At 70.6% G+C, this 24,577-nt stretch carries 21 protein-coding genes; 9 read left to right on the plus strand and 12 right to left on the minus strand.

The features are described 5' to 3' along the window. Nucleotides 1-68 precede the first annotated feature (68 nt). From FB047_RS05265 to FB047_RS05275, 3 genes are all read right to left on the minus strand, one after another. The gene (locus tag FB047_RS05265; protein WP_136586146.1) at nt 69-1,652 is read right to left on the minus strand and encodes an MFS transporter; all 1,584 of its coding nucleotides are present in this window, start codon (nt 1,650-1,652) and stop codon (nt 69-71) included. Next, nucleotides 1,649-2,269 (minus strand): PadR family transcriptional regulator, encoded by a 621-nt coding sequence (locus FB047_RS05270; protein WP_136586147.1) that lies wholly within the window; start codon nt 2,267-2,269, stop codon nt 1,649-1,651. The genes FB047_RS05265 and FB047_RS05270 overlap by 4 nt, the downstream gene beginning before the upstream one ends. Nucleotides 2,270-2,562: 293 nt before the next feature. Then, nucleotides 2,563-4,335: a BCCT family transporter gene (locus FB047_RS05275; RefSeq protein ID WP_136586148.1), complete on the minus strand. Its 1,773-nt coding sequence runs from the start codon at nt 4,333-4,335 to the stop codon at nt 2,563-2,565. A 110-nt stretch (nt 4,336-4,445) separates the two neighbouring features. Between FB047_RS05275 and FB047_RS05280 the strand changes: the two genes are divergently transcribed. From FB047_RS05280 to nhaA, 3 genes are all read left to right on the plus strand, one after another. Next, nucleotides 4,446-5,378 (plus strand): phosphoribosylaminoimidazolesuccinocarboxamide synthase, encoded by a 933-nt coding sequence (locus FB047_RS05280; protein ID WP_136586149.1) that lies wholly within the window; start codon nt 4,446-4,448, stop codon nt 5,376-5,378. 106 nt (nt 5,379-5,484) lie between these two features. Then, a complete protein-coding gene (locus tag FB047_RS05285) occupies nt 5,485-6,822 on the plus strand; it encodes a uracil-xanthine permease family protein (RefSeq protein WP_136586150.1) in 1,338 nt (445 codons plus the stop codon). 217 nt (nt 6,823-7,039) lie between these two features. Beyond that, the gene (nhaA, locus tag FB047_RS05290; RefSeq protein ID WP_136586151.1) at nt 7,040-8,371 is read left to right on the plus strand and encodes a Na+/H+ antiporter NhaA; all 1,332 of its coding nucleotides are present in this window, start codon (nt 7,040-7,042) and stop codon (nt 8,369-8,371) included. Between the two features lie 25 nt (nt 8,372-8,396). Here the strand turns inward: nhaA and FB047_RS05295 are convergent, their stop codons facing one another. The 5 genes from FB047_RS05295 to FB047_RS05315 all read right to left on the minus strand — a co-directional run bounded on the left by FB047_RS05295 (nt 8,397) and on the right by FB047_RS05315 (nt 14,296). Then, a complete protein-coding gene (locus FB047_RS05295) occupies nt 8,397-9,410 on the minus strand; it encodes a LacI family DNA-binding transcriptional regulator (protein ID WP_205822668.1) in 1,014 nt (337 codons plus the stop codon). A gap of 34 nt (nt 9,411-9,444) precedes the next feature. Next, nucleotides 9,445-10,899 carry a glycoside hydrolase family 1 protein gene (locus tag FB047_RS05300; RefSeq protein ID WP_136586152.1) on the minus strand — a complete coding sequence of 485 codons (1,455 nt, stop codon included), beginning with the start codon at nt 10,897-10,899 and terminating at the stop codon, nt 9,445-9,447. A gap of 29 nt (nt 10,900-10,928) precedes the next feature. Further along, the gene (locus FB047_RS05305; protein WP_136586153.1) at nt 10,929-11,834 is read right to left on the minus strand and encodes a carbohydrate ABC transporter permease; all 906 of its coding nucleotides are present in this window, start codon (nt 11,832-11,834) and stop codon (nt 10,929-10,931) included. After that, nucleotides 11,831-12,919: a carbohydrate ABC transporter permease gene (locus FB047_RS05310; protein WP_136586154.1), complete on the minus strand. Its 1,089-nt coding sequence runs from the start codon at nt 12,917-12,919 to the stop codon at nt 11,831-11,833. Before FB047_RS05310 ends, FB047_RS05305 begins: the two co-directional genes overlap by 4 nt. Before the next feature lie 99 nt (nt 12,920-13,018). Further along, a complete protein-coding gene (locus FB047_RS05315) occupies nt 13,019-14,296 on the minus strand; it encodes an ABC transporter substrate-binding protein (RefSeq protein WP_136586155.1) in 1,278 nt (425 codons plus the stop codon). Between the two features lie 270 nt (nt 14,297-14,566). Here FB047_RS05315 and purS point away from each other — a divergent pair, with 270 nt between their 5' ends. The 6 genes from purS to FB047_RS05345 all read left to right on the plus strand — a co-directional run bounded on the left by purS (nt 14,567) and on the right by FB047_RS05345 (nt 19,392). Beyond that, nucleotides 14,567-14,818 (plus strand): phosphoribosylformylglycinamidine synthase subunit PurS, encoded by a 252-nt coding sequence (gene purS / locus FB047_RS05320; protein WP_136586156.1) that lies wholly within the window; start codon nt 14,567-14,569, stop codon nt 14,816-14,818. Next, nucleotides 14,815-15,522 carry a phosphoribosylformylglycinamidine synthase subunit PurQ gene (purQ, locus tag FB047_RS05325; protein ID WP_136586157.1) on the plus strand — a complete coding sequence of 236 codons (708 nt, stop codon included), beginning with the start codon at nt 14,815-14,817 and terminating at the stop codon, nt 15,520-15,522. The genes purS and purQ overlap by 4 nt, the downstream gene beginning before the upstream one ends. 13 nt (nt 15,523-15,535) lie before the next feature. After that, nucleotides 15,536-16,249 carry a GntR family transcriptional regulator gene (locus tag FB047_RS05330; RefSeq protein WP_136586158.1) on the plus strand — a complete coding sequence of 238 codons (714 nt, stop codon included), beginning with the start codon at nt 15,536-15,538 and terminating at the stop codon, nt 16,247-16,249. Between the two features lie 124 nt (nt 16,250-16,373). Then, on the plus strand, nt 16,374-16,868 hold the full coding sequence (locus FB047_RS05335) for an ureidoglycolate lyase (RefSeq protein WP_136586159.1): 495 nt from the start codon (nt 16,374-16,376) through the stop codon (nt 16,866-16,868). After that, nucleotides 16,865-18,319 (plus strand): FAD-dependent oxidoreductase, encoded by a 1,455-nt coding sequence (locus FB047_RS05340; protein WP_136586160.1) that lies wholly within the window; start codon nt 16,865-16,867, stop codon nt 18,317-18,319. Before FB047_RS05335 ends, FB047_RS05340 begins: the two co-directional genes overlap by 4 nt. A 143-nt stretch (nt 18,320-18,462) precedes the next feature. Beyond that, the gene (locus FB047_RS05345; protein ID WP_167494158.1) at nt 18,463-19,392 is read left to right on the plus strand and encodes a 2-hydroxyacid dehydrogenase; all 930 of its coding nucleotides are present in this window, start codon (nt 18,463-18,465) and stop codon (nt 19,390-19,392) included. A gap of 88 nt (nt 19,393-19,480) precedes the next feature. Here FB047_RS05345 and FB047_RS17200 read toward each other — a convergent pair whose 3' ends face one another. From FB047_RS17200 to mmsA, 4 genes are all read right to left on the minus strand, one after another. Beyond that, complete coding sequence (locus FB047_RS17200; RefSeq protein WP_240752638.1) at nt 19,481-20,317, minus strand: lytic transglycosylase domain-containing protein; 837 nt, start codon at nt 20,315-20,317, stop codon at nt 19,481-19,483. A 115-nt stretch (nt 20,318-20,432) separates the two neighbouring features. Next, nucleotides 20,433-21,644: an ROK family transcriptional regulator gene (locus FB047_RS05355; RefSeq protein WP_136586161.1), complete on the minus strand. Its 1,212-nt coding sequence runs from the start codon at nt 21,642-21,644 to the stop codon at nt 20,433-20,435. 99 nt (nt 21,645-21,743) lie between these two features. Next, the gene (mmsB, locus tag FB047_RS05360) at nt 21,744-22,964 is read right to left on the minus strand and encodes a multiple monosaccharide ABC transporter permease (RefSeq protein ID WP_136586162.1); all 1,221 of its coding nucleotides are present in this window, start codon (nt 22,962-22,964) and stop codon (nt 21,744-21,746) included. Between the two features lie 5 nt (nt 22,965-22,969). After that, on the minus strand, nt 22,970-24,499 hold the full coding sequence (gene mmsA, locus FB047_RS05365; protein ID WP_136586163.1) for a multiple monosaccharide ABC transporter ATP-binding protein: 1,530 nt from the start codon (nt 24,497-24,499) through the stop codon (nt 22,970-22,972). Nucleotides 24,500-24,577 lie beyond the last annotated feature (78 nt).

The following is a 24,577-nucleotide window of genomic DNA, read 5'->3' on the forward strand; positions in this document are numbered from 1 at the left end:
AGCCGACGGGCGACCCACGAACGCCGGATGCCGCCACCCGCTCAGGTGACGGCATCCGTGATCCTGCGTTACTCCCCCGCGGCAGCCGGGGCGGCCTGCGCGGCCTTCTGGGCCGCGCCCGCGTCGCGCGGTGCACCGTGCGGGCGGATCATCGACGGACGCCGCATGAACAGCACCACGATCAGGCCCACTCCGATCACGACGATCGGCAGCACGAGCGACTGCCCCATGGCCTGCGAGAACCCGCCGACCACCTGCGGCGGCAACGCACCGCCGCCGAAGCTCGCCCCGGCATCCGCTGCCCCCGGCAGGTTCGCCTCGAGACGCGCCTGCATGAAGGCGGCGATGGATGCCGAACCGATGACCGATCCGACGGTGCGGGTGGTGTTGTAGATGCCGGCGCCGGCCCCCGCCTGACGCGGGGGGAGGTTGCGCGTGGCGGTGGTGGCGAGAGGACCCCACATGCCCGCGTTCCCGACGCCCATCAGCGCCGAGGGGATGAGGAACATCCAGATCGGCGCGTCGTTGAGGATCAGCGCGACGTAGATGCCGAGCGAGCCGCCCACCAGCAGCAGACCGGGGACCAGCAGGAAGCGGGGATCCGTGCGGTCGAGCAGCTTGCCGGCGAACGGGGCGAGGACGCCCGAGAGGATCGCGAGAGGGACGAGCAGCAGCGCCGACTCGGTGGGCGTGAGGCCGCGGGCGAGCTGCAGGTAGAACATCTGCGGCAGCGCCATGCTCGTCACGGTGAAGCCGACGGCCGCGATCGCGAAGTTGGCGACCGAGAAGTTGCGGTCCTTGAAGAGGTCGAGCGGGACGAGGGGTTCCCCCGTGCTGCGTCCCTGCGTCCAGATGAAGACGCCCATCACGACGACACCGGCGACGACCATCGCCCAGATCCACGCGGCCCACGCGTAGTGCTCGCCCTCCTGGAGTCCGAAGACGATGAGGAACAGGCCGATCGCGCTGAGGACGACGCCCAGGATGTCGAACTTGTGCGCCGTCCGGGGCAGCTGGGGCACGAGGATCACCGCGGCGACGAAGCCGATGATGCCGACGGGGATGTTGATGAAGAAGATCCACTCCCAGCCGAGGCCGTCGACGAGCAGACCACCGGCGAGGGGGCCGACGAGCGTCGCGACGCCGGCGGTCGCTCCCCACAGACCCATGGCCGCGCCGCGGTTCTGCGGCGGGAAGGTGCGGGTGATGACGGCCATCGTCTGCGGCGTCATCAGCGCGGCGCCGAGGCCCTGCACGGCACGGGCGGCGATCAGCACCTCGAGAGAGGGCGCGAGACCGCACGCGAGGGAGGCGAGCGTGAAGATCGCGAGACCCGTGAGGTAGATGTTCTTCGGGCCGAAGCGGTCGCCGAGGCGGCCGGTGATCAGCAGCGGAACCGCGTAGGTGAGCAGGTAGGCGCTGGTGACCCACACGACGTTGTCGAGGTTGTTCGTGTTCGGGTCGAGGGCCGCCTTGATCGCGGGGTTGGCGACCGAGACGATCGTGGTGTCGACCAGGATCATGAAGAAGCCGATGACCAGGGCCCAGAGGGCCGGCCACGGGCTCTTCGCCGGGGTCTTGAACGAACCGGTGCGAAGAGACCCGGTCGAAGGGGATGCGGATGCCGTGGAAGCGGCGCGGGAGTCGGTCATGGGGTTGTCTCCTTCGAGACGCGTGCTTTCGTGAAGTGTTCCGGGATCTCGTCGGGGCCCCAGGCGAGGGAGCCGTCGGCGAGGCGCGCGCGCAGGGCGTCCTGCCACGCGAGTTCGGCGTCGAGCAGCACAGCCTGACGCTGCACCTCGACCATGAACTGGGCGGGGACACCGCGGTGGGCGGCTCCGTCCAGGCCGGTGCGATGCTCGTCCATCGAGGCGACGAGCAGGGCACGGCGTCGATCGAGCAGAGCGACCACGTCGTCGCGCTCGAGGTTGTGCGCTTCGGCGAGCGCGACCCGGAAGTCGGTGGGTCGCTCGATTTGCGGGAGTTCGGTGCGCACCCACTCCTCGACGGCGCGGCGACCGGCCTCGAGGAGGGTGTAGGTGGTGCGTTCGGGGCGGTTGCCGTCGCGATCGACGCCCACCTCGGCGAGCAGGCCGTCGCGCTCGAGTCGCGCGACCGTGTGATAGATCGTCCCCTTCTGCAGGGGGACGAGGCGGTCGTCCTTTCGCTCGCGCAGCAGGCGCACGAGCTCGTAGGTGTGCATGTCGCCCTCGCGGAGGGTGGCGAGGATCATGACCGCGACCGGCGTGAGGCGCGTGACATCCGGCATCCCGTTCCCCTCCGATCGATGGTCCGTTTCGACTAGTCCACATGGACTATACGCTGCTTCGGCCGGCCACGCGAGTGCGGGAGATGAACGTCGAGTGTCCGGACGGCGCCGCGCGCGCGACGACGCAGCGGGGACAGTCAACGCGCGGCGGAGGGCGCGGACGGGGGGCTTGCGCCGGGCCCGCGGGACGGGGTGCCGTGCGTCCTGGGGCGGGCCAGGGCTCGGCGGCGGGCGCGCCGCGCACACGACGACCCCCGCGCGCACGGGCACGCGGGGGTCGTCGGAAGCCGGGACTACGTCGCGCTCGGCGGCGTCGTCACCTCGTGGTCCGACGGGGCGGCGGCCGGTGACCCGGCGCGCGTGTCCGCGGGTGCGGCCGCGGGCGTGCCGACCCGCGGGCGGCGCCAGGGGGCCACGAAGCCGAAGATGCCGCGCTGGTTGGGCTCTTCCACCTCGAGGCCGTAGTGCTGTCCGATCGAGTCGCGCAGCTGCGCGCGCTCCGCCTTGTCGTACGCCTTCATCTCGCGGCGGAACGCCACGACCGTCGCCCAGCAGATCGCGAGCAGCACGACGCTGAAGGGCAGCGCGATACTGATCGCGGCCGTCTGCAGGGCGGTGAGACCACCCGCGATGAGCAGCGCGAAAGCGATCACGGCGGTGGCGAGGGCGAAGAAGACGCGCACCCAGTTCTTCGGCTCCTCTTCGCCGCCGGTCGCGATCATGCTCATCACGAGCGCGCCGGAGTCGGCCGAGGTCACGAAGAACACCGCGATGAGGATCAGGAAGCCCACGATGAGCACCACCGAGCCCGGGATGCCCTCGAGCATCTGGAACAGCGCCGTCGAGACGTCGACCGATCCGTCCGCCCCCGTGTAGGAGGCCGTACCGGTCAGCTCCCCGTAGATCGCGGTCCCGCCGAGGACCGTGAACCACAGGATGCCGACGAGCGTGGGCACCAGGATCACGCCGACGACGAACTCGCGCACGGTGCGACCGCGCGAGATGCGCGCGATGAAGATGCCGACGAAGGGGGCCCACGAGATCCACCAGCCCCAGTAGAAGGCCGTCCACGCGCCCTGCCAGGCGACGCCGTCGTCACCCGCGTAGGCGCTGACGGTGAAGGAGAGGCCGACGAAGCTCTGGATGTAGTTGCCGATCGACTGCACGACGTCGCGCAGGAGGAACTCGGTGGGGCCGACGAAGAGGAGGAAGAGCATCAGGACGCCGGCGAGGACGAGGTTGATGTTCGAGAGCCACTTCATGCCCTTGCCGACACCGGAGAGCACAGAGAAGAGCACCAGCCCCGTGATGATGCCGATGATCACGGCCTGGCTGACGATCGTCGTCGGCACGACTCCGAGGAAGTCCAGGCCCGCGCTGATCTGGATGACGCCGAGGCCGAGCGACGTCGCCACGCCGAACAGCGTGCCGACGAGGGCCGCCACGTCGATCGCGTTGCCCCAGCCGCCCTGCACGAGACGCGCACCGAGGATCGGCTCCAGGGCCCAGCGGATCGTGCGGGGGCGGCGACGACGGTGGAAGGCGTAGGCCAGGGCGAGGCCCAGCACGACGTAGATCGACCACGCGTGCACGCCCCAGTGCAGGAACGTCTGCGACATCGCCTGCTGCGCGAGCTGCGCGGGCGTGCCGGTCACCCCGGGCCGCGGCGAGACGAAGTGGGTGAGCGGCTCGCTCACGCCGTAGAAGACGAGGCCGATCCCCATGCCGGCGGCGAAGAGCAGCGCGAACCACGACATGGTCGAGAACTCGGGCTCGTCGTCGTCCTGACCCAGCTTGATGTTGCCGAAGCGGCTGAAGCCCATCGCCAGGGCGAACACCACGAAGAAGGCCGCGATGAGCACGTAGTACCAGTTGAAGGTCGAGACGATCGCGGTCTGGACGCTGGTGAAGGTGGCCTCCGCCGCTGCCGGGAAGAACAGCGCGAACGCGATGAACGCCAAGGCGATGGCCGCGGCGGGCCAGAACACCCACCCGCGGATCGTCTTGTGACTGCTCCCCAGGTGAGGGTCGACGGACACCGCGTTGTCGGAGGCTGCATCGGTCATCTTTCCAGGCTAGCCAGGGGCCTCCCGCCGCCGCGGGGGCAGGCGCCGCGCGCGCCGGTGTGGAACAATCCGCACGGGTGCGTTCCGCGCACACCCGCAATAATGAGCGGGTGACCTCCGCCCCTCCCCTCGAGCTCGCCGGCTGGCGCCACGTCTACTCCGGCAAGGTGCGCGATCTCTACGTGCCCGCCGAGACGGCCCCCGACGCCGCTCCCGCGCACCTCCTCGTCGTCGCGAGCGACCGGGTGAGCGCCTTCGACCACGTGCTCGAACCCGGCATCCCCGACAAGGGGGAACTGCTGACGACCCTGAGCCTGTGGTGGTTCGATCAGCTCGCCGGCGCCGACGGCGGGTCGTCGATCCCGAACCACCTCGTCCCCGATCACCGCCTCGAGGGCGATGACACGGTGAGCCTCATCCCGGATGCCGTGCGGGGGCGCGCGATGCTCGTCCGTTCGCTCGACATGCAGCCGATCGAGTGCGTCGTCCGCGGCTACCTCACCGGCTCGGGATGGGCCGAATACCGCGCGCAGGGCACGGTCTGCGGCATCCCTCTCCCCGAGGGCCTCAACGACGGCGACCGCCTTCCCGAACCGCTGTACACGCCGGCCTGGAAGGCCCCGATGGGCGAGCACGACGAGAACATCACGTTCGAGCGCTCCGTCGAGCTCGTCGGCGCCGACACCGCGGGGGCGCTGCGCGACCTGTCGCTCGAGATCTACCGCCGCGCCTCCGCGATCGCCGAGGCGCACGGCCTGATCCTCGCCGACACGAAGTTCGAGTTCGGCTTCGACGCCGACGGCGCGCTGACCCTGGCCGACGAGGTGCTGACCTCCGACTCGTCCCGCTACTGGGATGCCGAGGCCTGGCGCACCGGCACCACCCCCGCCGAGCGCATGGCGAGCTTCGACAAGCAGATCGTCCGCGACTGGCTCGCCGCGCACTGGGACAAGCAGGGCGAGCCCCCCGCCCTCCCCGCCGAGATCGTCGACCGCACGCGCGAGCGCTACGCGACCCTGCTGCGCCTGCTCACGGCATCCTGACCACGAGAACACACGTTCGGCTCGAGATCGCACACCCGCGCCCCGCGGAGCCGTGTGATCTCGAGCCGAGGGTGTGACCTCGGCATCCCCCACCCCAAGGAGACACATGTTCCGCTGGAAGCTGCACGGAGATGGGCGCACCGTCGCACCGGGCGCGGTCGTCGCCCCGGGCGAGCGTCTGAACTGGGGCGCGACGATCGCGATCGGCCTGCAGCACGTCATCGCGATGTTCGGCGCGACCTTCCTCGTGCCGGTGCTGACCGGATTCCCGGTGTCGACGACGCTGCTGTTCTCCGGTGTGGGCACCCTGCTGTTCCTGCTCGTCACGAAGAACCGCCTCCCCAGCTACCTCGGGTCGTCGTTCGCGTTCATCGCCCCGATCACCGCCGCGACCACCACCGCCGGAACGGGCTCGGCCCTCGCGGGCATCGTCGCCGTCGGCGTGCTCCTCATGGCGGTCGGCTTCATCGTGCAGTTCGCCGGGCTCGGCTGGGTCGACAAGGTCATGCCTCCCGTCGTCGCGGGAGCGATCGTCGCCCTGATCGGGTTCAACCTCGCCCCCGTGGCGTGGTCGAACTTCCAGCTGCAGCCGCTGCCCGGCACCATCACGCTGGCCGCGGTGATCCTCTTCAGCGTGCTGTTCCGCGGATTCCTCGGGCGCATCTCGATCTTCCTCGGCGTGATCGTGGGATACGTCGCGACGGTGATCATCCAGCTGACGACGGGTGAGGTCCTCATCGACTTCTCGGTCGTGGAGCAGGCCCCCTGGGTGGGCCTCCCCACCTTCCAGATCGCCGACTTCGCCTCCCCCGCGACGTGGTCGGTCATCGCGATGTTCCTCCCCGTCGTCCTGGTGCTCGTGGCCGAGAACGTCGGTCACGTGCGCGGCGTGGCGGCGATGACGGATGCCACGGCCAACCGCTCCACCGGACGCGCGCTGATCGCCGACGGCGTCGCCACCACGCTCGCCGGTACGTTCGGCGGTTCGGGCACGACGACCTACGGCGAGAACATCGGCGTGATGGCCGCGACCCGCGTGTACTCGACCGCGGTGTACTGGATCGCCGGTCTCACCGCGATCGTGCTGAGCCTCTCGCCCAAGGTCGGCGCGGTGTTCAACACCATTCCGCCGGGGGTGCTCGGCGGCGTGACCACCGCGCTGTACGGCCTGATCGGCATCATCGGCATCAAGATCTGGGTCGACAACCGCGTCGACTTCTCGCGCCCCGTCAACCAGTACACGGGAGCCGTGGCGCTCGTGCTCGCGATCGCCGGTTTCACGATGCAGTGGGGAGACTTCCAGCTCGGCGCGATCGTGCTCGGCTCCGTCGCCGCCCTGGTCATCTACCACCTGGGCAACGCGATCGCCCGCGCCCGCAGGACCGGCGCCGACGACGGCGGTCCGATCCCCGCGGTGGGCCCGCTGGGCGGCGACCCGAGCTGAGTCGCCGGGGTCGCGGCATCCGGTGCCGAGATCACACGATCGGCTCGAGCGCACCCGTTCCGCAGGCCGCGGAGCGTGTGCGCTCGAGCCGTTCGTGTGATCTCGCGCGCGTTCCGGGCGGGCGCGGTGTCCGCTCGCCTCGCCGGTAGAATGGGGAGCGGCGTGTCGGGAAGTCTGGTCGACGATCTGTCGATCGACCCCGGAAGGGACACTCTTCATGACCGAGACCCACACGCGCGCGCCGAGCTGGCCCGGCTACCGCGAAGTCCACCGCGTCACCACGCTGCTGCGCCGCGAATCCGTCGGCGGGATGCTGCTCGTGGTCGCCGCGATCATCGCGATCATCTGGGCGAACTCCCCCGCGTCCGACGCCTACTTCGCGCTGCGCGACTTCCGCTTCGGATACGAGCCGTGGCACCTCGAGTTGAGCGTCGGATCGTGGGCGGCCGACGGCCTGCTGGCCGTCTTCTTCTTCATGGTCGGCCTCGAACTCAAGCGTGAGATCGTCGTGGGGAGCCTGCGCCGCTTCCAGACCGCGATCGTCCCGGTGACCGCGGCCTTCGCCGGTGTCGCCGTGCCCGCGCTCATCTACGTCGCGATCGTGCACACGCAGCCGAGCCTTCTCGCCGGATGGGCGATCCCGACCGCGACCGACATCGCGTTCGCCGTCGCCGTGCTCGCCCTCGTCGGCTCGCACCTGCCCGGTCCGCTGCGCATCTTCCTGCTGACCCTCGCCGTGGTCGACGACCTCATCGCGATCGCGATCATCGCGATCTTCTACACCAGCGACATCTCGCTCGTGCCGCTCGCCGTGTTCGCGGTCCTCGTCGTCGTATACGGCGTGATCGCGCACCGCGCCCGCGCCTGGTTCTCGCGCCACGCGTGGGGCGCGTGGGTCGTGCTGCTGCCGATCGGCTTCGCCGCGTGGGCGTTCCTGCACGCCTCGGGCGTGCACGCCACGATCGCCGGTGTGGCGCTGGCCTTCACCATCCCGGTCGCGGCGTCGAAGCGGCAACCCGAGCACCACGGCATGGACCTCGCCGAGCAGTTCGAGCACCGCTTCCGTCCGCTCTCCAGCGGCATCGCGGTGCCGATCTTCGCGTTCTTCGCGGCGGGTGTCGCGGTCGGCGGCGGCGAGGGCATCGCGCGTGCGCTGATGGACCCCGTGACCATCGGCGTCGTCTCCGGTCTGGTGCTCGGCAAGCCGCTCGGCATCCTGCTCGGGGTGCGCGTCCTCACCCTCGTGACGAAGGTGCGGCTCGATCCCGCCCTGACGTGGGTCGATCTCGCCGGGGTGGGACTGCTCGCGGGCATCGGCTTCACGGTCTCGCTGCTGATCGCCGAGCTCAGCTTCCCGGACGGTTCCCCGCACACCGACGACGCGAAGATCGCGATCATGGCGGCGTCGCTGCTGGCATCCGTCCTCGCCTCGGCCGTGCTGCTCGTGCGCAACCGCCGCTACAAGCAGCTGGCCCTCGCCGAAGAGGTGGATGCCGACGGCGACGACATCCCGGACGTGTACCAGCAGCCGCACCCCGAGGGACGCTGAGCGCGCGGCGACGCCGAGGACCCGATCAGGCCGATCCGCGCTCGATGACCTCGGTCGGCAGGATCGTGGCGTGCGCCGCCGGGCGCCCGGCGAGGATGTCGAGGAGCACGGATGCCATGTGCCGACCCTGCGTGAGCGAGGGCTGGCGCACCGTGGTCAGGGCGGGGCTGAGGGCCGTGGACACCGCGGAGTCGTCGAAGCCCATCACCGCGATGTCGCGCCCCGGCTCGAGGCCCTTCTCGCGCAGCACCGTGTACGCGCCGCGCGCCATGAGGTCGCTCGCGACGAAGATCGCGTCGGGACGCTCCCCCGAGGCGAGGACGCGGGTCATCGCCAGCGCCCCGCCCATCTCGGTGAAGTCGCCGTTCTCGACGGCCACCGGCTCGAGACCCGCGTCGGCCATCGCGTCGCGGAAGCCCTGCAGGCGGTCGATGCCGGCGGGCATGTCGGTGGGGCCCGAGATCGTGGCGATGCGGCGGTGTCCGCGCGCCAGCAGGTAGGCGGTGGCGACCCGGCCCCCCTCGACGTTGTCGACGTCGACGTAGTAGTCGTCGGCGCGCACGCGCGCGGGGCGGCCGCCGTAGACCACGGGCACCACGTCCGCCACGCGGTCGAGGAACGTGTCGCTGGTGTGGTGCGAGGCCACGATCGCCCCGTCGACGCTGCCGCCGCGCAGATAGCCGAGGGCCTTGGCGCTGGCGTCGTCGCTGGCGATCAGCATGTTCATGATGTAGTCGCTCTCGCCGATGACCTCGCCGATGCCGGCGACGATCGAGGCGAAGAACGGGTCGCCGAAGAAGCGGTCGGTCTGCTCGGGGATGACCAGGGCGATCGCCCGGGTCTGACGGCTCGCGAGCGAGCGCGCCGCGCGATTGGGAACGTACTGCAGTTCGTCGATCGCGCGGCGCACCGCCTCGAGGGCCGAGGGCGAGACCGCCGTGGACCCGTTCACGACACGGGAGACCGTCGAGCGGGAGACCCCCGCTCGGGCCGCGACCTCTTCGATCGTGGCGGTACCGCGCACGGGTGCGATCTCCATAACCCTGCCTCCTGGCGAAACCCGCGGACGCGCTCTAAACCGCGGGTGCGGTGGCCAGGGCGCGTTCGGCGATGATGCGAGCGTACTGCCGGCCCGAGTCCTTGAGGGTGCGCTCCTGCGTCTGGTAATCGACGTGCACGATCCCGAACCGCTTCGCGTACCCCCAGGCCCACTCGAAGTTGTCCATGAGCGACCAGTAGAAGTACCCGCGCACGTCGACGCCGAGCTCGGCGGCGTCGAGGACCGCACCGAGGTGCGCCTCGACGAACTCGACGCGCGCCGTGTCGTGCACCCGGGTCTCGCCCGCCTCGACGACGACCTCGTCGTCGTACGCCGCACCGTTCTCGGTGACGTACAACGCGACGCCGGCCTCCGACGAGTACTCCTCGCTCACCCGCTCGAGCAGGCGCGTCAGCCCCTCGGGCTGCACCTCCCAGCCCATGTTGGTGCGCGGCAGGCCCCGGTCGTGCCAGTACAGCTTCTCGTGCGCCGGGAAGGGCACGCCGATCGGTCGCGTGGTGGGGGCGTCGCCCGCGGGGGGATCCACCTCGGGCGGCGTCCCGCCGACGAACTCGCCGTGGTAGTAGTTCACGCCCAGCGAGTCGATCGGGGTCGAGATGATCTCGAGGTCGCCCGGGTGCACGGCATCCTGCCAGCGCGCGACCGCCTCGGCGTCGGTGTCGCGGAAGTCCTTGATGATGTCGGCGGGGTAGGTCCCGCGGAAGATCGGGTCGAGGAACCACCGGTTGAACTGCCCGTCCACGCGGCGCGCGGCGTCGAGGTCCGCCGGAGCGGAGGGGTCGACGGCCTCGGCGACCGTGAGGTTCAGGGTGATGCCGAGGTTGAGCGCGGAGTCGCGCGCCCGCAGCTCCCGCACGGTCTGGCCGTGACCGAGCAGCAGGTGGTGCGCCGCGAGCATGCCCTCGGCCTGCGAGTAGTGGCCGGGGGCGTGGGCGCCCGCGGTGTAGCTCAGGAACGACGAGCACCACGGCTCGTTCAGCGTCGTCCACACGTCGACGCGGTCGCCGAGGGCGTCGTGCATGTCGAGCGCGTACTCGGTGAAACGGTCGCTGGTCTCGCGCACGGTCCACCCGCCGCGATCCTGCAGAGCCTGCGGGAGGTCCCAGTGGTACAGGGTCAGCCAGGGCAGGATGCCGGCATCCAGCAGCTCGTCGACGAGACGCTTGTAGAAATCGACGCCCTTCGCGTTCAGCGCTCCGCCGTCGGGACGCACGCGCGACCACGAGGTCGAGAAGCGGTACGTCTGCAGGCCGAGCTGCTTCATCAGCTGCACGTCGCCCGCGTAGCGGTGGTAGTGGTCGCAGGCCACGTCGCCGTTGTCGGCGTTGATGACGGCGTCCGGCACGCGGCTGAACGCGTCCCAGATCGACGCGGTGCGGCCGTCTTCGAAGGCCGCTCCCTCGATCTGGTAGGCCGCGGTCGCCGCGCCGAAGAGGAAGCCGTCGGGGAACGAGCGGGTGGTGGACATGGATCGGGTTCCTTCCGTGGGCGCGAGGGTCATCCCTTGACCGCCCCTTGCATGATGCCACTGACCAACTGCTTGCCCGCGAAGACGAACAGCAGCAGCAGCGGGATCGTCGACAGCAGCACCCCGGCGAGCACGATGGAGTAGTCGACGAAGTAGTTCGACTGCAGCAGCGACAGCGCCACCGGCAGGGTCGGGTTCTGCCGGTCGAGCACGATGAACGGCCAGAAGAAGTTGTTCCACGCGCTGACGAAGGTGAACAGGCCGAGCATCGCCGCCGCGGGGCGCGCGGCCGGCGCGCCGACCGTGAGGAACGTGCGGAACGAACTCGCCCCGTCGACGCGGGCGGCCTCGATGAGCTCGTCGGGGACGGCCTGGCGCAGGTACTGCGTCATCCAGAACACCCCGAAGGCGCTCGTGAGGGCGGGGATGATGATCGCGCCGAGCTGGCCGGTCCAGCCGAGCTCGCTGAACAGGATGTACAGCGGCACCACGCCCAGCTGCATCGGCACCGCCATGGTCCCGACGACGAAGACCAGGAGCCACGGGCCCCCGCGGAAGCGCAGCTTCGCGAACGCCCAGCCCGCGAGGGTGGAGAAGAAGACGACGGATGCCGCGATCAGGCCGGAGCTGATGATCGAGTTGAGCAGCGCGGGCCAGAAGTTCACCGCCGGGTCGCCGATCACCGCGGCGGCGTTGGTGAAGAAGTTGCCGCCGGGGATCCAGGAGCGGTTCGCGTCGCGGATGGTCGAGGAGTCGCCCGAACCGATCAGCAACGACCAGTAGAAGGGGAACACGCTGGCCAGCAGCACCGCGCCGAGGCTGGCGTACACGATCCAGCCGGGGCGCGATCCGCGCACGGGGCGGGGGCGGCGGCGCGCGGGCGAGGGGGCGTCGCGCTCCACGATCGGGACGGGGGCGGCGTTGACGGCGGTCATCGACCCGTCTCCTCTCCGCGGACGCCCGCAGGCGCGGCATCCGCCATCATTCGTTCCTTCGCGGCCCGCGCCTGCGCGCGACGCTCGCGGCGGGTGCGGGGGTCGCGGGTGCCGTCGTCGCGCACGAGCGAGCGCGTGACGACCATGTTGATCGCGCCGATGGCGAGGATGATCAGGAAGAGGATCCACGCGAGGGCGGCGGCGCGGCCGAAGTTCCACTCGCCCCAGCCGACGTTGTAGAGCCAGAGCGTCACCGTCAGCCACTGGTTGTCGGCGCCGCCGGTGCCGTACTGGTCGTACATGCGCGGCTCGTCGAAGATCTGCAAGCCCCCGATCGTCGCGGTGATGATGACGAAGATGAGCGTCGGCTTCAGGCTCGGCAGCGTGATCGAGAAGAACTGGCGGATCTTGCCCGCGCCGTCCACCGTCGCGGCCTCGTAGTACTCGCGCGGGATCGCCTGCATCGCGGCGAGCAGGATGAGGGTGTTGTAGCCGGTCCAGCGGAAGTTGACCATCGTCGCGATGGCGATGTGGCTCGCGAAGGCGTCGGAGTGCCACGGAACGGCGGGCAGGCCCAGGTTCTGCAGCGTGGTGTTCACGACGCCGTACTGGTCGCCGAACATGTTGCTGAAGATGAGGGCCACGGCCACGGGGGCCATGACGTAGGGGATGAGCACGCTCATGCGCCAGAACGTCTTCGCGCGGATGTTCTGGTCGAGCATCGCGGCGATGAAGATCGCGACGATCAGCTGCGGGACGCTGGAGAGCAGGAAGATGCTGAAGGTGTTGCGCAGGGCGATCCAGAATTTGGGCTGCGAGAGCACCCACGCGTACTGGTCGAAGCCGATGAACTCGCCGGAGTTGCGGACGAGATCCCAGTCCATGAACGAGATGACGGCCGTGTACGCGATGGGGAACAGCCCCGTGATCGCGAACAGGATGAAGAACGGCGAGATGTAGAGGTAGGGCGAGAGCTTGAGGTCCCACGCGCTGCGGCGGCTCCGGCCGAAGCCGAGTCGGCGCGGTTCGCGGGCGCGCGCCTCCGGCGCCGCGCCCCGCGTGGGTCGCTCGAGTGTGCTTGTCACGGGTCGTCTCCTTTTCCGAACGCGTGAGGTGCCAGAAACTGTCGCTTCGCGACGCCGCGAAGCGACGTTTCTTGGCACCTCACGCGGGGAGGGCGGGGGTCAGGACAGGGCGTCGACCTCGGTCGCCCACTGCTTCCATGAGTCGGCGGCGCTCTGCGTGCCGTCCTCGACACGGGTCAGGGCCTTCTGCATCGCGTCGTTGATCTGGAAGTAGAACTGCCCCTTGAAGGGCGAGACCTTCACGGCCTGCGCGCGCTCCGAGAGCATCTCGCCGACGGGGGCGTCGTTGAAGTACGCGTTGACGCTGCCGGTGAGAGCGTCGGCCTTGAGCGCGTCGGTCTGGCTCGGGAAGGTTCCCGCGTTCTCGAACGCCTTGACCTGGGTCTCGGGGTCGGTCAGCCAGTCGGCCAGCTCCTGGGCGGCCTCGACGTTCTTGCCGTTGCCGGGGACGGTCAGGTACGACCCGCCCCAGTTGCCCGCGCCGCCGGGGAAGACGTTGGCGATGTCCCAGCCCGTGACCTCGGGGGCGTTGCCCTCGATGACGCCGAGCATCCAGCCGGGGCAGAGCATCGTGGCGAAGGCGCCGTTCGACAGACCGGCGAACCAGTCGTCGGACCACTGGCCCAGGTGCGCGGACTGGGTGGCGCTGGCGGCGAGCACCTGGTCGTAGATCTTCTTGACGTCGGGGTTGCTCGTGGCGGTGATCGAGCCGTCGTCGGGGTTCTCGTACGCGGCCTCGACCTGGTTGATCGCGCCCTGGTAGGTGCCGCCGGCGGAGTCGAAGAAGGCCTTGCCGGTCGCGGCGACGTACTTGTCACCCGCGGCGAAGTACGTCGACCAGTCGCCCTCGAGCATCTTGGCGACCTCGGCGCGATCGGTGGGGAGTCCCGCCGCGGCGAAGAGGTCGGAGCGGTAGCAGACGCCCTCGGGGCCGATGTCGGTGCCGTAGCCGACGAGCTTGCCGTCGGAGCTGGTCGCGGCCTCGACCTTGTAGTCGAGCCAGCGGCTCTTCAGGTCGTCGGGCACGGGGGCCAGCAGGTCGGCGTACTCCATGACCTCGGGCAGCCAGTCGACCTCGATCGCCTCGATGTCGGCGAGGCCGGTCTTGCCGAGCTTCTGGAAGTAGTTCTCGCGGGCTTCGTTGCTGGTCGCGGCCTTGTTGTGCACGATCTTCACGTTCGGGTGCGCGTCCATGTACTCCTGCAGGAGTGCGTCGGTGTAGCCGAAGTCGTTGAAGGTGGCGATGGTCAGGGTGACCTCGCCGTCGGAACCGCCCGAGGCGGAGCCCCCGGCGCCGGAGCATCCGGCGAGGACGAGGGCGGAGGTGGACGCGACCGCGGCGACGAGCGCGGTCCGGCGCAGGGCATGGGTGTTCACAGATCACTCCTTTGTGGTGGGTGCGGAACGGCGTGAGCCTCCGGTGTGGGAGCGCTCTCACCGATCGAGGTCGACAGTATGGGATCGCTCCCACGACGTCAAGAGAGCGCTCCCACACCGTTACCCGCTCGAGACCCGACAGCCTCCCGCCGCCGAGGCGCACCCTCGGCCGCCGCGCCCGTCACGCTGGCGGCCGCGCCCGCGCACCACGGCGCGTCGGGCGCTCGCGTAAGATGACTCGCACAACGCCACCCGACTTCTGGAGCTGCAGTGCCCACCATCGTCGTCGACGTCATGCCCAAGGCCGAGCTTCTCGACCCGCAGGGGAAGGCCGTCGCCGGCGCCCTGTCGCGGCTCGGCGAGAACCGCTTCTCCGACGTCCGCATCGGCAAGCGCTTCGAGCTCACCGTCGAAGGCGAGGTCGACGAGGCCACTCTCGCCCGGGCCCGTGAGCTCGCCGACGAGATGCTCTCGAACGCCGTCATCGAAGACGTCGTCAACATCGAGGTCATCGACCGGTGACCGCGCGCATCGGGGTCATCACCTTCCCCGGCTCCCTCGACGACCGCGACGCGCAGCGCGCGATCCGCCTCGCCGGCGGAGAGCCCGTGGCCCTCTGGCACGGCGAGCACGACCTGCAGGGCGTCGACGCCCTCGTGCTCCCCGGCGGATTCAGCTACGGCGACTACCTCCGCGCCGGCGCGATCGCCGCCTTCGCGCCGATCATGGCCGAGGTCAAGGACGCCGCCGCCAAGGGCATGCCCGTGCTCGGCATCTGCAACGGCTTCCAGATGCTCGTCGAGGCGCACCTGCTGCCCGGCGGCCTGATCCGCAACGCCCACCAGCAGTTCATCCGCCGCGACCAGCGCCTGCGCGTCGAGAACGCCTCGACCGCCTGGACGAGCGACTTCACCGAGGGCGACGAGATCGTCATCCCGCTGAAGAACGCCGACGGCGGCTACATCGCCGACGCCGAGACCCTGGCCCGCGTGAACGGCGAGGGCCTCGTGGCCTTCCGCTACCTGGGCGTGAACCCGAACGGCTCGCTCGACGACATCGCCGGCCTCACCAACGAGCGCGGCAACGTCGTGGGCCTCATGCCCCACCCCGAGCACGCGGTCGAGCCGGGCTTCGGTCCGGGCACGGCGGCGGCCATGCGCTCGGGCGTCGACGGACTCGGCTTCTTCACGTCGGCGATCGCCGCCGCGGTGAACGCCGCCGCCTGACCCGGCGCCCTCCGTGACCGAGAAGCGCGCTCCCGACCAGGACGCGCTCATCGATCGCATCCTGCACCTCTGGCGAGCGGATGCCGACACCCTGCCGTCCGAGCCTCGCCTGGCCGAGCTCACCGGCGCGAGCCGCAATTCAGTGCGCGAGGCGCTGATCCGCCTCGAAGAGCGCGGGTACGTGCACCGCACGCAGGGAGCGCGCACGTCTCCGAACCGCCGCCTCCCGGGCGTGGGCCGCCGCATCGACCAGCAGTTCGACCACTCGCTGTCGATCCGCGCGGCGGGCTACGACGCGACCCTCGACCTGGTCCGCTCGGAGCGAACGAGCCTGGTTCCCGGCATCCATCGCTTCGACGACCTGCCCGACGGCACGAGCGTGCTGCGCACGGTGAAGATGTGGCGGGTCGACGGCGCTCCCTACGCCCTCGCCGAAGACCTCGTCCCCCTCGTGCACGAGGTCGAGCTCGACCCGCACCGCCCTGTCTTCGACCTCGCCGAGGCCGCCAACGGCGTGCGGGTCGCCTGGGAGACGATGTGGATCGAGGCGACCGGGTTGGATGCCGAGCGGGCGGCCCTGCTGTCGGCCGAGGCCGCGACGCCGGTCATCGAGATGACCTACTGCGGGTACGGCGCCGACGACGCGATCGGCTACTGGTCGCGCGAGGTGCAGCTGCCCGCTCCCCCGGGCCTGCGCAACGCGCTGATCCGCCGCGTGCGGTCCTGAACGGCGGGCGACCGGTCGGAGTGGATTTCGGCGGCGTAACGGCGTCGTGAACATGTCCGACAAGTGGGCTCAACGCTTGTTGGACAAGCGTATCGTCGGCGTCACCCGACGAAAGCGAGCCGCCATGACCGACACCCTGACCGTCCACACCCTGCGATCCGAGGTCGTCTCGGCCGACGCCTTCGACCCGTTCGGCGTCGTCCTGACGCCCATGGAGGACGGCACCCCGTTCACCGCCGAAGAGGCCGTGCTCGACGTCTCCGGCGGCATCCCGCGCTTCTACCTCATGCACCTCGACGACAAGCCGGCCGCGTTCGTGCGGGTCACCCGCCACCTCGAGACGACCCAGACGCTCATGGCCGTCGGCGACGTGGAGTGGACCATCGCCGTCGCCGCCCCCGGCATCGACGAGCCCGGTCTCGACGATCTGCGCGCCTTCCGCATCCCCCCGCGCACCGCCATCACGATGCGCAAGGGCACCTGGCACGCCGGCCCCTTCTTCGCCGACCCGAGCATGGACTTCGTCAACCTCGAACTCGACGACACCAACGTCTCGGACCACCACAACCACCGCCTCGACGACGCCTTCGGCGTGCGCGTCGAGATCGTCGCGGAGTGAGCGTGCCGAGCCCCCTGCCCGACGCCGCCGCCCGGCTCGCCGCCCTCGAACGCGAGGCGGCCCACCAGGCGGAGGTGAGCGCGGGAGACGGACGATCCTGGGCCGGCGCGAAAGACGGCATCCGCCCGGTGGTCATCGTCGGCGCGGGGCAGGCGGGGCTCGTGCTCGCCCGGGGCCTGCGCCGGCGCGGCATCGACGACGTGGTCGTCGTCGACGCGGCGCCCGCCGACGCGGCGGGGCCCTGGACGACCTACGCGCGCATGCACACCCTGCGCACGCCGAAGGACATCGCCTGGCCCACCTGGGGCACCCCGGCGGTGAGTCCCCGGGCATGGTTCGAGGCCGTCTACGGCGTCGAGGCCTGGCGGGACATCGAGTACTTCCCGACGGCCGCGTGGCAGGGGTTCCTGCGCTGGTACCGCGACGCCTCGGCCGTCACCCCCGTCGCCTCGACGCGCGTGCGCTCCCTCACCGCCGCCGGGGCCGACGACCCCCTCGAGCTGCACCTCGAGGGACCCGACGGCGCGTGGATGCTGCCCGCCCGGCACGTCGTGCTCGCCACGGGCATCGAGGGCGCGGGCGGTCGCCACGTCCCCGCGCTGCTTGAGGGGCTCCCTGCCGGGACGGTGCACCACACGCACGACGACATCGACTTCACCGCCCTCGCGGGCCGGCGCATCGGCGTCCTGGGCGCGGGCACCGGGGCGTTCGACAACGCCGCCACGGCCCTCGAGCACGGGGCCGCGAGCGTCGACGTGCACATGCGGCGGCCCGCGATGCCCCAGGTGAGCCCCTACCGCTGGATGGAGTTCGCCGGGCTCATCGAGAACTACGGCTCCTTCACCGACGCGCAGAAGTGGGAGTTCAACGTGCACCTGTCCGCCGTCGACCAGCCGGCGACCCAGAACGCGCTGTGGCGCGCGCACGCGTTTGATTCCTTCCGCTTCCTCACCTCGTCGCCGTGGAAGAGCGTCTCGTGGACGGGGCGCGACATCGCGGTGACCACGCCGCACGGCATCCACCACTACGACGTCGTGCTCGCCGCGACCGGCATCGCGGCCGACCTCGCCCGACGCCCGGAGCTCGCGGGCGTCGCCGCGGACGCCGCACTGTGGAGCGATCGCCTGTCACCCGCCGAGGCCGCGCGGAACCCGGGCCTGGCCGCCTTCCCCTACCTCGACGACGACTTCGGCCTCGTCAGCCGCAGCGCCCCCGACGCGTCGGCGCTCTCGCGCATCCACATGTTCAACCACGGCGCCCGGATCAGCCAGGGCATGCTGAGCCATCAGATCCCCGGCCTCGTCGGCGGCGCGACGAAACTCGCCGCCGCCCTGTCGCGGCGGCTGTTCCAGCGCGACTCCGAGGCGCTGCTCGCGGAGTACCTCGCGTACGACGTGCCGGTGGGGGTGCAGATCGGTCGCCGCCCGCAGGCACCGGTCGCCGTGGGGTGATCGCGCCCCCACGAGGCGACACGATGCAGGATCTCCGGCGCACGCACACCGCCGCCGGCCGCTCCTGAGGCGGGTAGCGCGCACATCTCCTGCGTCGTGTCCACCCGCGCCGACGTCCCGGCCACGCGGGTAGCGTCGATCGCGTGACGACCTCGACCCCCCTGCTCGTGTCCGTTCCCACCGCCCAGCTGCGCGACGACCTGGGCGAGCTGCCCGACGGCGTCGAGGTGGTGGTGTGGGACATGCAGGATGCCGCGCCCCGAGAGCGCTTCGACATGGTCGTGCCGCCGTACATGTCGATGGACGGCGTGGTCGAACGGCTGAGCGAGATCGAAGTCGGCCTCGTGCAGGGCCAGTCGATCGGCTACGACGACGTCGAGGGGCGCCTCCCCGACGGCCTCGTCTTCGCCAACGCCTCGAGCGTGCACGAGACCGCCACCTCGGAGCTCGCCGTCACCCTCGCGCTGGCCGCCCAGCGGCGCCTGCCCGACATCGTCCGCGCCCAGGACCGCGGCGAGTGGACCGGCGGCGGGGCGCCCGGGCTGGCCGACTCCCGCGTCACGCTCCTCGGGTTCGGCGGCGTCGGTCGGGCGATCGCCGCGCGCCTGAAGCCCTTCGAGGTGCGCCTGCGCGCGATCGCCTCGCACGGCCGCCTCCAGGACGACGTCGAGGTGTTCCCGCTCGGGAAGCTCGCCGAGGTGCTCGCCGACACCGACATCCTCATCGCGTCGCTGCCCGGCGGCGACGCCACGCGCCACCTCATCGATGACGGGGCCCTCGCCGCCCTCCCCGACGGAGCGCTCGTCGTGAACGTCGGTCGCGGTCCGCTCATCGACACCGACGCCCTGGTCGACCACGTCCGCCGCGGACGCATCCGTGCGGCGCTCGACGTCACCGACCCCGAGCCGCTCCCCGCGGGGCACCCGCTGTGGAGCCTCCCGGGCGTGCTCATCGCCCCGCACGTGGGAGGGGCGACGGATGCCATGCGCCCCCGCATCGCTCGTCTCGTGCGGCAGCAGATCGAGCGCCTTGTCGCCGGGGAGGGACCCCTCAACGTCGTGATCGGCGGCTGATCCCCGTCGATCGTTCGACGCGCGCCGTCGGGGACGGACGGCGGACGGCGTCCCGGACGCACGGCGGCTTCACCGGAGGCGAGGGCGTTCAGCCCGCGAGGCGCGCGGAGGAGTTCGCGACGGCCGCGACGTCGTCGACGTAGCTGTCGAGGTGGTTGTACGAGAACACCGCCCGGCGCCAGCCCGCGGGGCTCGTCATCTCTCCCGCGGCGCACAGGTAGCGGGCCGCGGCGAGGGCCGCATCGTCGATCTGGTTCGGATCGGCCACGCCGTCGCCGTTCGCGTCGGCACCCCACTGCTCCCACGTCGACGGGATGAACTGCAGGGGTCCCACCGCGCGGTCCCACACGGCATCCCCGTCGAAACGACCCCCGTCCGTATCGGGTATCGCGGCGCTCGCAGAACCGTCGAGGGCGATCCCCCGGATGGGCGGATCCGGGTAGCCGTCTTCGCGCAGGACTCCGCCCGCGTGCCCGCCGTGTCCGGATTCGATCGCTCCGAGGCCGGCGAGCGTGTTCCAGCCGAGGCCGCACCCCGGCTGCTCGACCTGGAGCGTGAGCGCGGCCGAGGCGTACGCGCGCAGGGCGCGGGCGGGGATGCCGGTGCGCGCGGCGGTGGTCGAGGTCCAGGTCGCGTCGGCGACGACGATCGTCGCCCCGGGGTGGGGATCGGCGACGGCCGGCGCGCTCGTCTCCCCCGCTCCCCCGGGCAGCGCACCCGACTCCCCGACGCTCGCCGCCGCCCCGGCATGGTCCCCGGACACCGCGATCGCGGCCGGCCGAGCGACGACGGGAGTCGTTCGCCGCTCGGCATCGCGCGCCATCGCCTGCGCGTGCGTGCACAGGATGCATATGCCGAGCACGGCGCCGACGAGGGCGATCAGCCACGGCCAGATCGGCCGGCGCACGACGCTGTCGGGGTCCACGGACACCTCCCGGCGCCCTCGGGCCGGGCGCTCGGGGGCCACCGTAGGCGCCGCCGGGTGCGCGCTGTTGAACGAGCGGGATACGGCATCCGACGCGGCTCGCCCCGGCCTCGGGTCAGCCCCGGAAGCCCGCCGGATTCGACAGCAGGTCGGCGAACGCGAGCTCGGCGGGGCCAATGAGCATGAGCCGCGAGCGCAGGTGGGCGCGCTCGAGGCGGATCGTGCGCCCCTCGGCGCCCAGGGGGTGCACGCGGACCGCGTCGGCGAGCCGCTCCCTGCTCACCGACAGGAGCGCCCCGAGATAGCCCGAGAGCACGACGGTCTCGGGTGCGAAGGCGTTGACGAAGTTGGTCAGCGCGAGGGACAGCATCTCGACCTGGCGCGTGACCTCGGTCATCACCCGCGGGTTGCGGGCCACGCCGAGCTCGACGTCGAGCTCGTCCTCGTCGAGCTTGCGGCGACCCAGGAGGGGCTCGAGGATGTCGAGGCTGACCTCGGCCTCGAGGCATCCGCGCCGCCCGCACACGCACCCGCGGCCGCGCGGATCGACGACCGTGTGGCCGAGCTCGCCGGCGTAGCCGGAGGTGCCGCGCAGGAGCGTTCCGTCGATGATGAGCCCGCCGCCGATGCTGTGCATCGCCCCGCCGAGGTAGAGCAGGTTGCCGACGCCCACCCCGACGCCGAAACGCGACTCGGCGAGGGCGCCGATGCTCGCGTCGTTGCCCGCGGTCACCGGCATCCCGAGCTCGTCGCTCAGGCGCGCGGAGACCGGGTCGCGCTTCCAGCCGAGGGTCGGCGACACCAGCACGGAGCCGTTGGCGTTGACCAGGCCCGGAACCGCCAGGCCCGCCCCGACCACGCGGTAGTGGCGGTCGATGTCGGCGCGCATCGCCTCGACCGACGACGCGACGATCTGCACGAAGCGGCGGGGCGACGGCGCCGACGCGGTGTCGTGCCGCAGGCGCGCGTGCACCACTCCGCCGAGGCCGACGAGGGCCACGGTGACCGCGTGGGGCTCGGCGCGGACGCTCAGGGCGGCGACGTGGTCTTCGGGCTCGAGGTCGAGGGTCGGGCGTCCGACCTTGCCGGTGCGCTCTCCGCTCGGGGCCTCGCGCACGAGCCCGAGCTCGGTGAGCTCCATGATCAGGCCGGTCACGGTCGACCGGTTGAGGCCGGTCGTCGCACCCAGCTGCGCGCGTGAGAGCGCTCCCCGCGAATGCAGCAGCGACAGCACCGACGCGAGGTTCTGCTGCCGGATCAGGTCGTTCGTCGTACGACCGGCCGGGGGCGCGAGCGGGGTCGCGGGCTCGAACACGGCAGGGGTCATGAGGGGAGCACCTCCCCCATCATCCCATCGGAGCGATGCGGGCGGGAATCGCGGTGACGCGGATGGGGAGCGGGCCCCGGGGCCGCGCTCCCCATCCGGTCAGACACCGCCGTTGCGGCGCTTGTTGAAGATGTCGAACGCGACGGCCAGCAGGAGCACGATGCCCTTGATCGCCATCTGCCAGGCGGCGTCGACGCTCAGGATCGACAGACCCATGTTGAGCACGCCCATGACCAGACCGCCGACGACCGCGCCGACGACCGTGCCGATACCGCCCTGCACGGCCGCGCCTCCGATGAACACCGCCGCGATGGCATCCAGCTCGTAGTTCTGACCGGCGGATGCCACGGCACCACCGGCGCGCGCGGTGCTGACCACCGCGGCCAGACCCGCCAACACGCCCATGTTCACGAAGATGAAGAAGTTGACCCACTTCGTCTTCACACCGCTCATCACCGCGGCGAACAGGTTGCCGCCCATCGCGTAGATGTGACGGCCGAAGGTCGTGCGGTTGAGCACGAAGGTGTACGCCAGCACGAGCACCGCGAGGATGATCAGCACGATCGGGGTGCCGTTGTAGGCGGCGATGGTGAAGGCGACCGCCATGATCGCGACGACCGCGATCGCGTTCTTCAGCCAGAACGACCAGGCCAGCTCGCGGGGCAGCTCGAGACGGCGCAGCGTCGCGCGGGTGCGCAACTGCTGCACGACGAGCAGCACGCACGCGATCGCACCGAGGACGAGGGTGAGGCTGTCCCAGTTGCCGAGGTAGCCGAGGAAGGGCGGCAGCCAGCCCGCACCGATCGCGGTGAAGCCGTCGGGCAGACCGCTGATCGTACCGCCGGTGAGCAGCACGAGCGTGAGCCCGCGGAAGAGCAGCATGCCCGCGAGGGTGACGATGAACGCCGGGATGCCGACGAAGGCGACCCAGAAGCCCTGCCACGCGCCGACCACGGCACCGACGACGAGCGAGAGCAGCACCGCGACGAACCAGGGCAGGCCCCACTGGTTCATCGCGATCGCCGCGATGGCTCCGACCATGGCGACCACCGAGCCGACCGACAGGTCGATGTGCCCGGCGATGATGACCATGACCATGCCGATCGCGAGGATCAGCACGTAGGCGTTCTGCTGGATCAGGTTGTTGACGTTGCCCGGCATGAGCAGGCGGCCGCCCGTGAGCACCTGGAACAGCACGATGATGATGACGAGCGCGGCGAGGATGCCGAACTGACGGAAGTTGATGCGCGCGAGCAGGCCGCGACGCCGCGGTCCGGGTTGCGTCGGCGCGTCGACCGTCTGGGTGGATGCGGTGGCCATGTGAGTCAGTTCCTTCCGGCGGTCATGTGCCGCATGAGGGTCTCCTGGGTGGCGTCGTCGCGGCTGACCTCGGCCGTGATGCGTCCCTCGGAGATCGTGTAGATGCGGTCGGAGAGGCCGATGACCTCGGGCAGCTCCGACGAGATGACGATGACGGCCTTGCCCTGGGCCGCGAGTTCGTTGATGATCCCGTAGATCTCGTACTTGGCCCCGACGTCGATGCCGCGGGTGGGCTCGTCGAGGATCAGCACGTCGGGTCCGGTGAACATCCACTTCGACAGGACCACCTTCTGCTGGTTGCCTCCGGAGAGACGACCGGTGATCGCCGCGACGCTGGGCGCCTTGATGTTCATCTTGTAGCGGTACGAGTCCGCGACCTTGTACTCGCGGTACCGGTCGACCACGCCGAGGCGGGCGAGCCGGGCCAGGGCGGATGCCGAGACGTTGACCTGGATGTCGCCGATGAGGTTGAGACCGTACTTCTTGCGGTCCTCGGTGGCGTAGGCGATGCCGTGCTTGATCGCGGCGTCGACGGTGCGCACGTCGATCTGCCGGCCGTTCTTGTACACCTCGCCCGAGATACCGGTGCCGTACATGCGACCGAAGATGCTCATCGCGAGCTCCGTGCGACCGGCGCCCATGAGCCCGGCGAAGCCGACGATCTCTCCGGCGCGCACCATGAACGACGCGTCCTGGATGACGACGCGCTCGGTGTCGACGGGGTGGTGCACGGTCCAGTTCTCGACGCGGAACAGCTCGTCGCCGATGTCGGGTTCGCGCGGCGGGAAGAGGCTGTTGAGGTCGCGGCCGACCATGGCGCGGATGATGCGCCCCTCGTCGGTCTCGGGGTCGGAGCGGTGCATCGTCTCGATCGTGCGTCCGTCGCGGATGATCGTGATGCGGTCGGAGATGCGCAGCACCTCTTTGAGCTTGTGGCTGATGATGATGCAGGTGATGCCCTGCGTGCGCAGCTGGTCGATGAGATCGAGCAGGTGAGCGGAGTCGTCGTCGTTGAGCGCGGCGGTGGGCTCGTCGAGGATGAGGAGCTTGACCTCCTTCGCGAGCGCCTTCGCGATCTCGACGAGCTGCTGCTTGCCGACGCCGAGCTCGTAGATCTTCGTCGCGGGGTTCTCGCGCAGCCCCACGCGCTTGAGCAGGTCGGCGGCGGCGGTGTTGGTGGCGTTCCAGTCGATGACGCCGCGCTTGGACTTCTCGTTGCCGAGGAAGATGTTCTCGGCGATCGACAGGTAGGGGCTGAGCGCAAGCTCTTGGTGGATGATGACGATTCCGGCGGCCTCGCTGTCGTTGATCGAGCGGAACGCCATCTGCTCGCCCTCGAGGGTGATCGTGCCGTCGAACGTGCCGGCCGGGTAGACCCCGCTGAGCACCTTCATCAGCGTCGACTTCCCGGCGCCGTTCTCGCCGCAGATCGCGTGCACCTCACCGCGGTACACGTCGATCGACACGTCGGCCAGGGCCGGCACGCCGTTGAACGACTTCGAGATCCCCGCCATGCGCAGGATCGGTTCGGTCATGGTGTGTTTCCTCCGTCAACTCGCTCGCCGAGGCGGCGAGGATCGAGCGGCGGGGCGGGCGAACCCGCCCCGCCGCGA

Origin of the sequence: Microbacterium hydrothermale, assembly GCF_004854025.1 — a bacterium.
Classification (GTDB): Bacteria; Actinomycetota; Actinomycetes; order Actinomycetales; family Microbacteriaceae; genus Microbacterium; species Microbacterium hydrothermale.

Bases quoted from the DNA above. Each gene is read 5' to 3' on its own strand.
- FB047_RS05265 (WP_136586146.1), bottom strand. From the start codon at position 1,652: ATGACCGACTCCCGCGCCGCTTCCACGGCATCCGCATCCCCTTCGACC.
- FB047_RS05270 (WP_136586147.1), bottom strand. From the start codon at position 2,269: ATGCCGGATGTCACGCGCCTCACGCCGGTCGCGGTCATGATCCTCGCC.
- FB047_RS05275 (WP_136586148.1), bottom strand. From the start codon at position 4,335: ATGACCGATGCAGCCTCCGACAACGCGGTGTCCGTCGACCCTCACCTG.
- FB047_RS05285 (WP_136586150.1), top strand. From the start codon at position 5,485: ATGTTCCGCTGGAAGCTGCACGGAGATGGGCGCACCGTCGCACCGGGC.
- nhaA (WP_136586151.1), top strand. From the start codon at position 7,040: ATGACCGAGACCCACACGCGCGCGCCGAGCTGGCCCGGCTACCGCGAA.
- FB047_RS05295 (WP_205822668.1), bottom strand. From the start codon at position 9,410: ATGGAGATCGCACCCGTGCGCGGTACCGCCACGATCGAAGAGGTCGCG.
- FB047_RS05300 (WP_136586152.1), bottom strand. From the start codon at position 10,899: ATGTCCACCACCCGCTCGTTCCCCGACGGCTTCCTCTTCGGCGCGGCG.
- FB047_RS05305 (WP_136586153.1), bottom strand. From the start codon at position 11,834: ATGACCGCCGTCAACGCCGCCCCCGTCCCGATCGTGGAGCGCGACGCC.
- FB047_RS05335 (WP_136586159.1), top strand. From the start codon at position 16,374: ATGACCGACACCCTGACCGTCCACACCCTGCGATCCGAGGTCGTCTCG.
- FB047_RS05355 (WP_136586161.1), bottom strand. From the start codon at position 21,644: ATGACCCCTGCCGTGTTCGAGCCCGCGACCCCGCTCGCGCCCCCGGCC.
- mmsB (WP_136586162.1), bottom strand. From the start codon at position 22,964: ATGGCCACCGCATCCACCCAGACGGTCGACGCGCCGACGCAACCCGGA.
- mmsA (WP_136586163.1), bottom strand. From the start codon at position 24,499: ATGACCGAACCGATCCTGCGCATGGCGGGGATCTCGAAGTCGTTCAAC.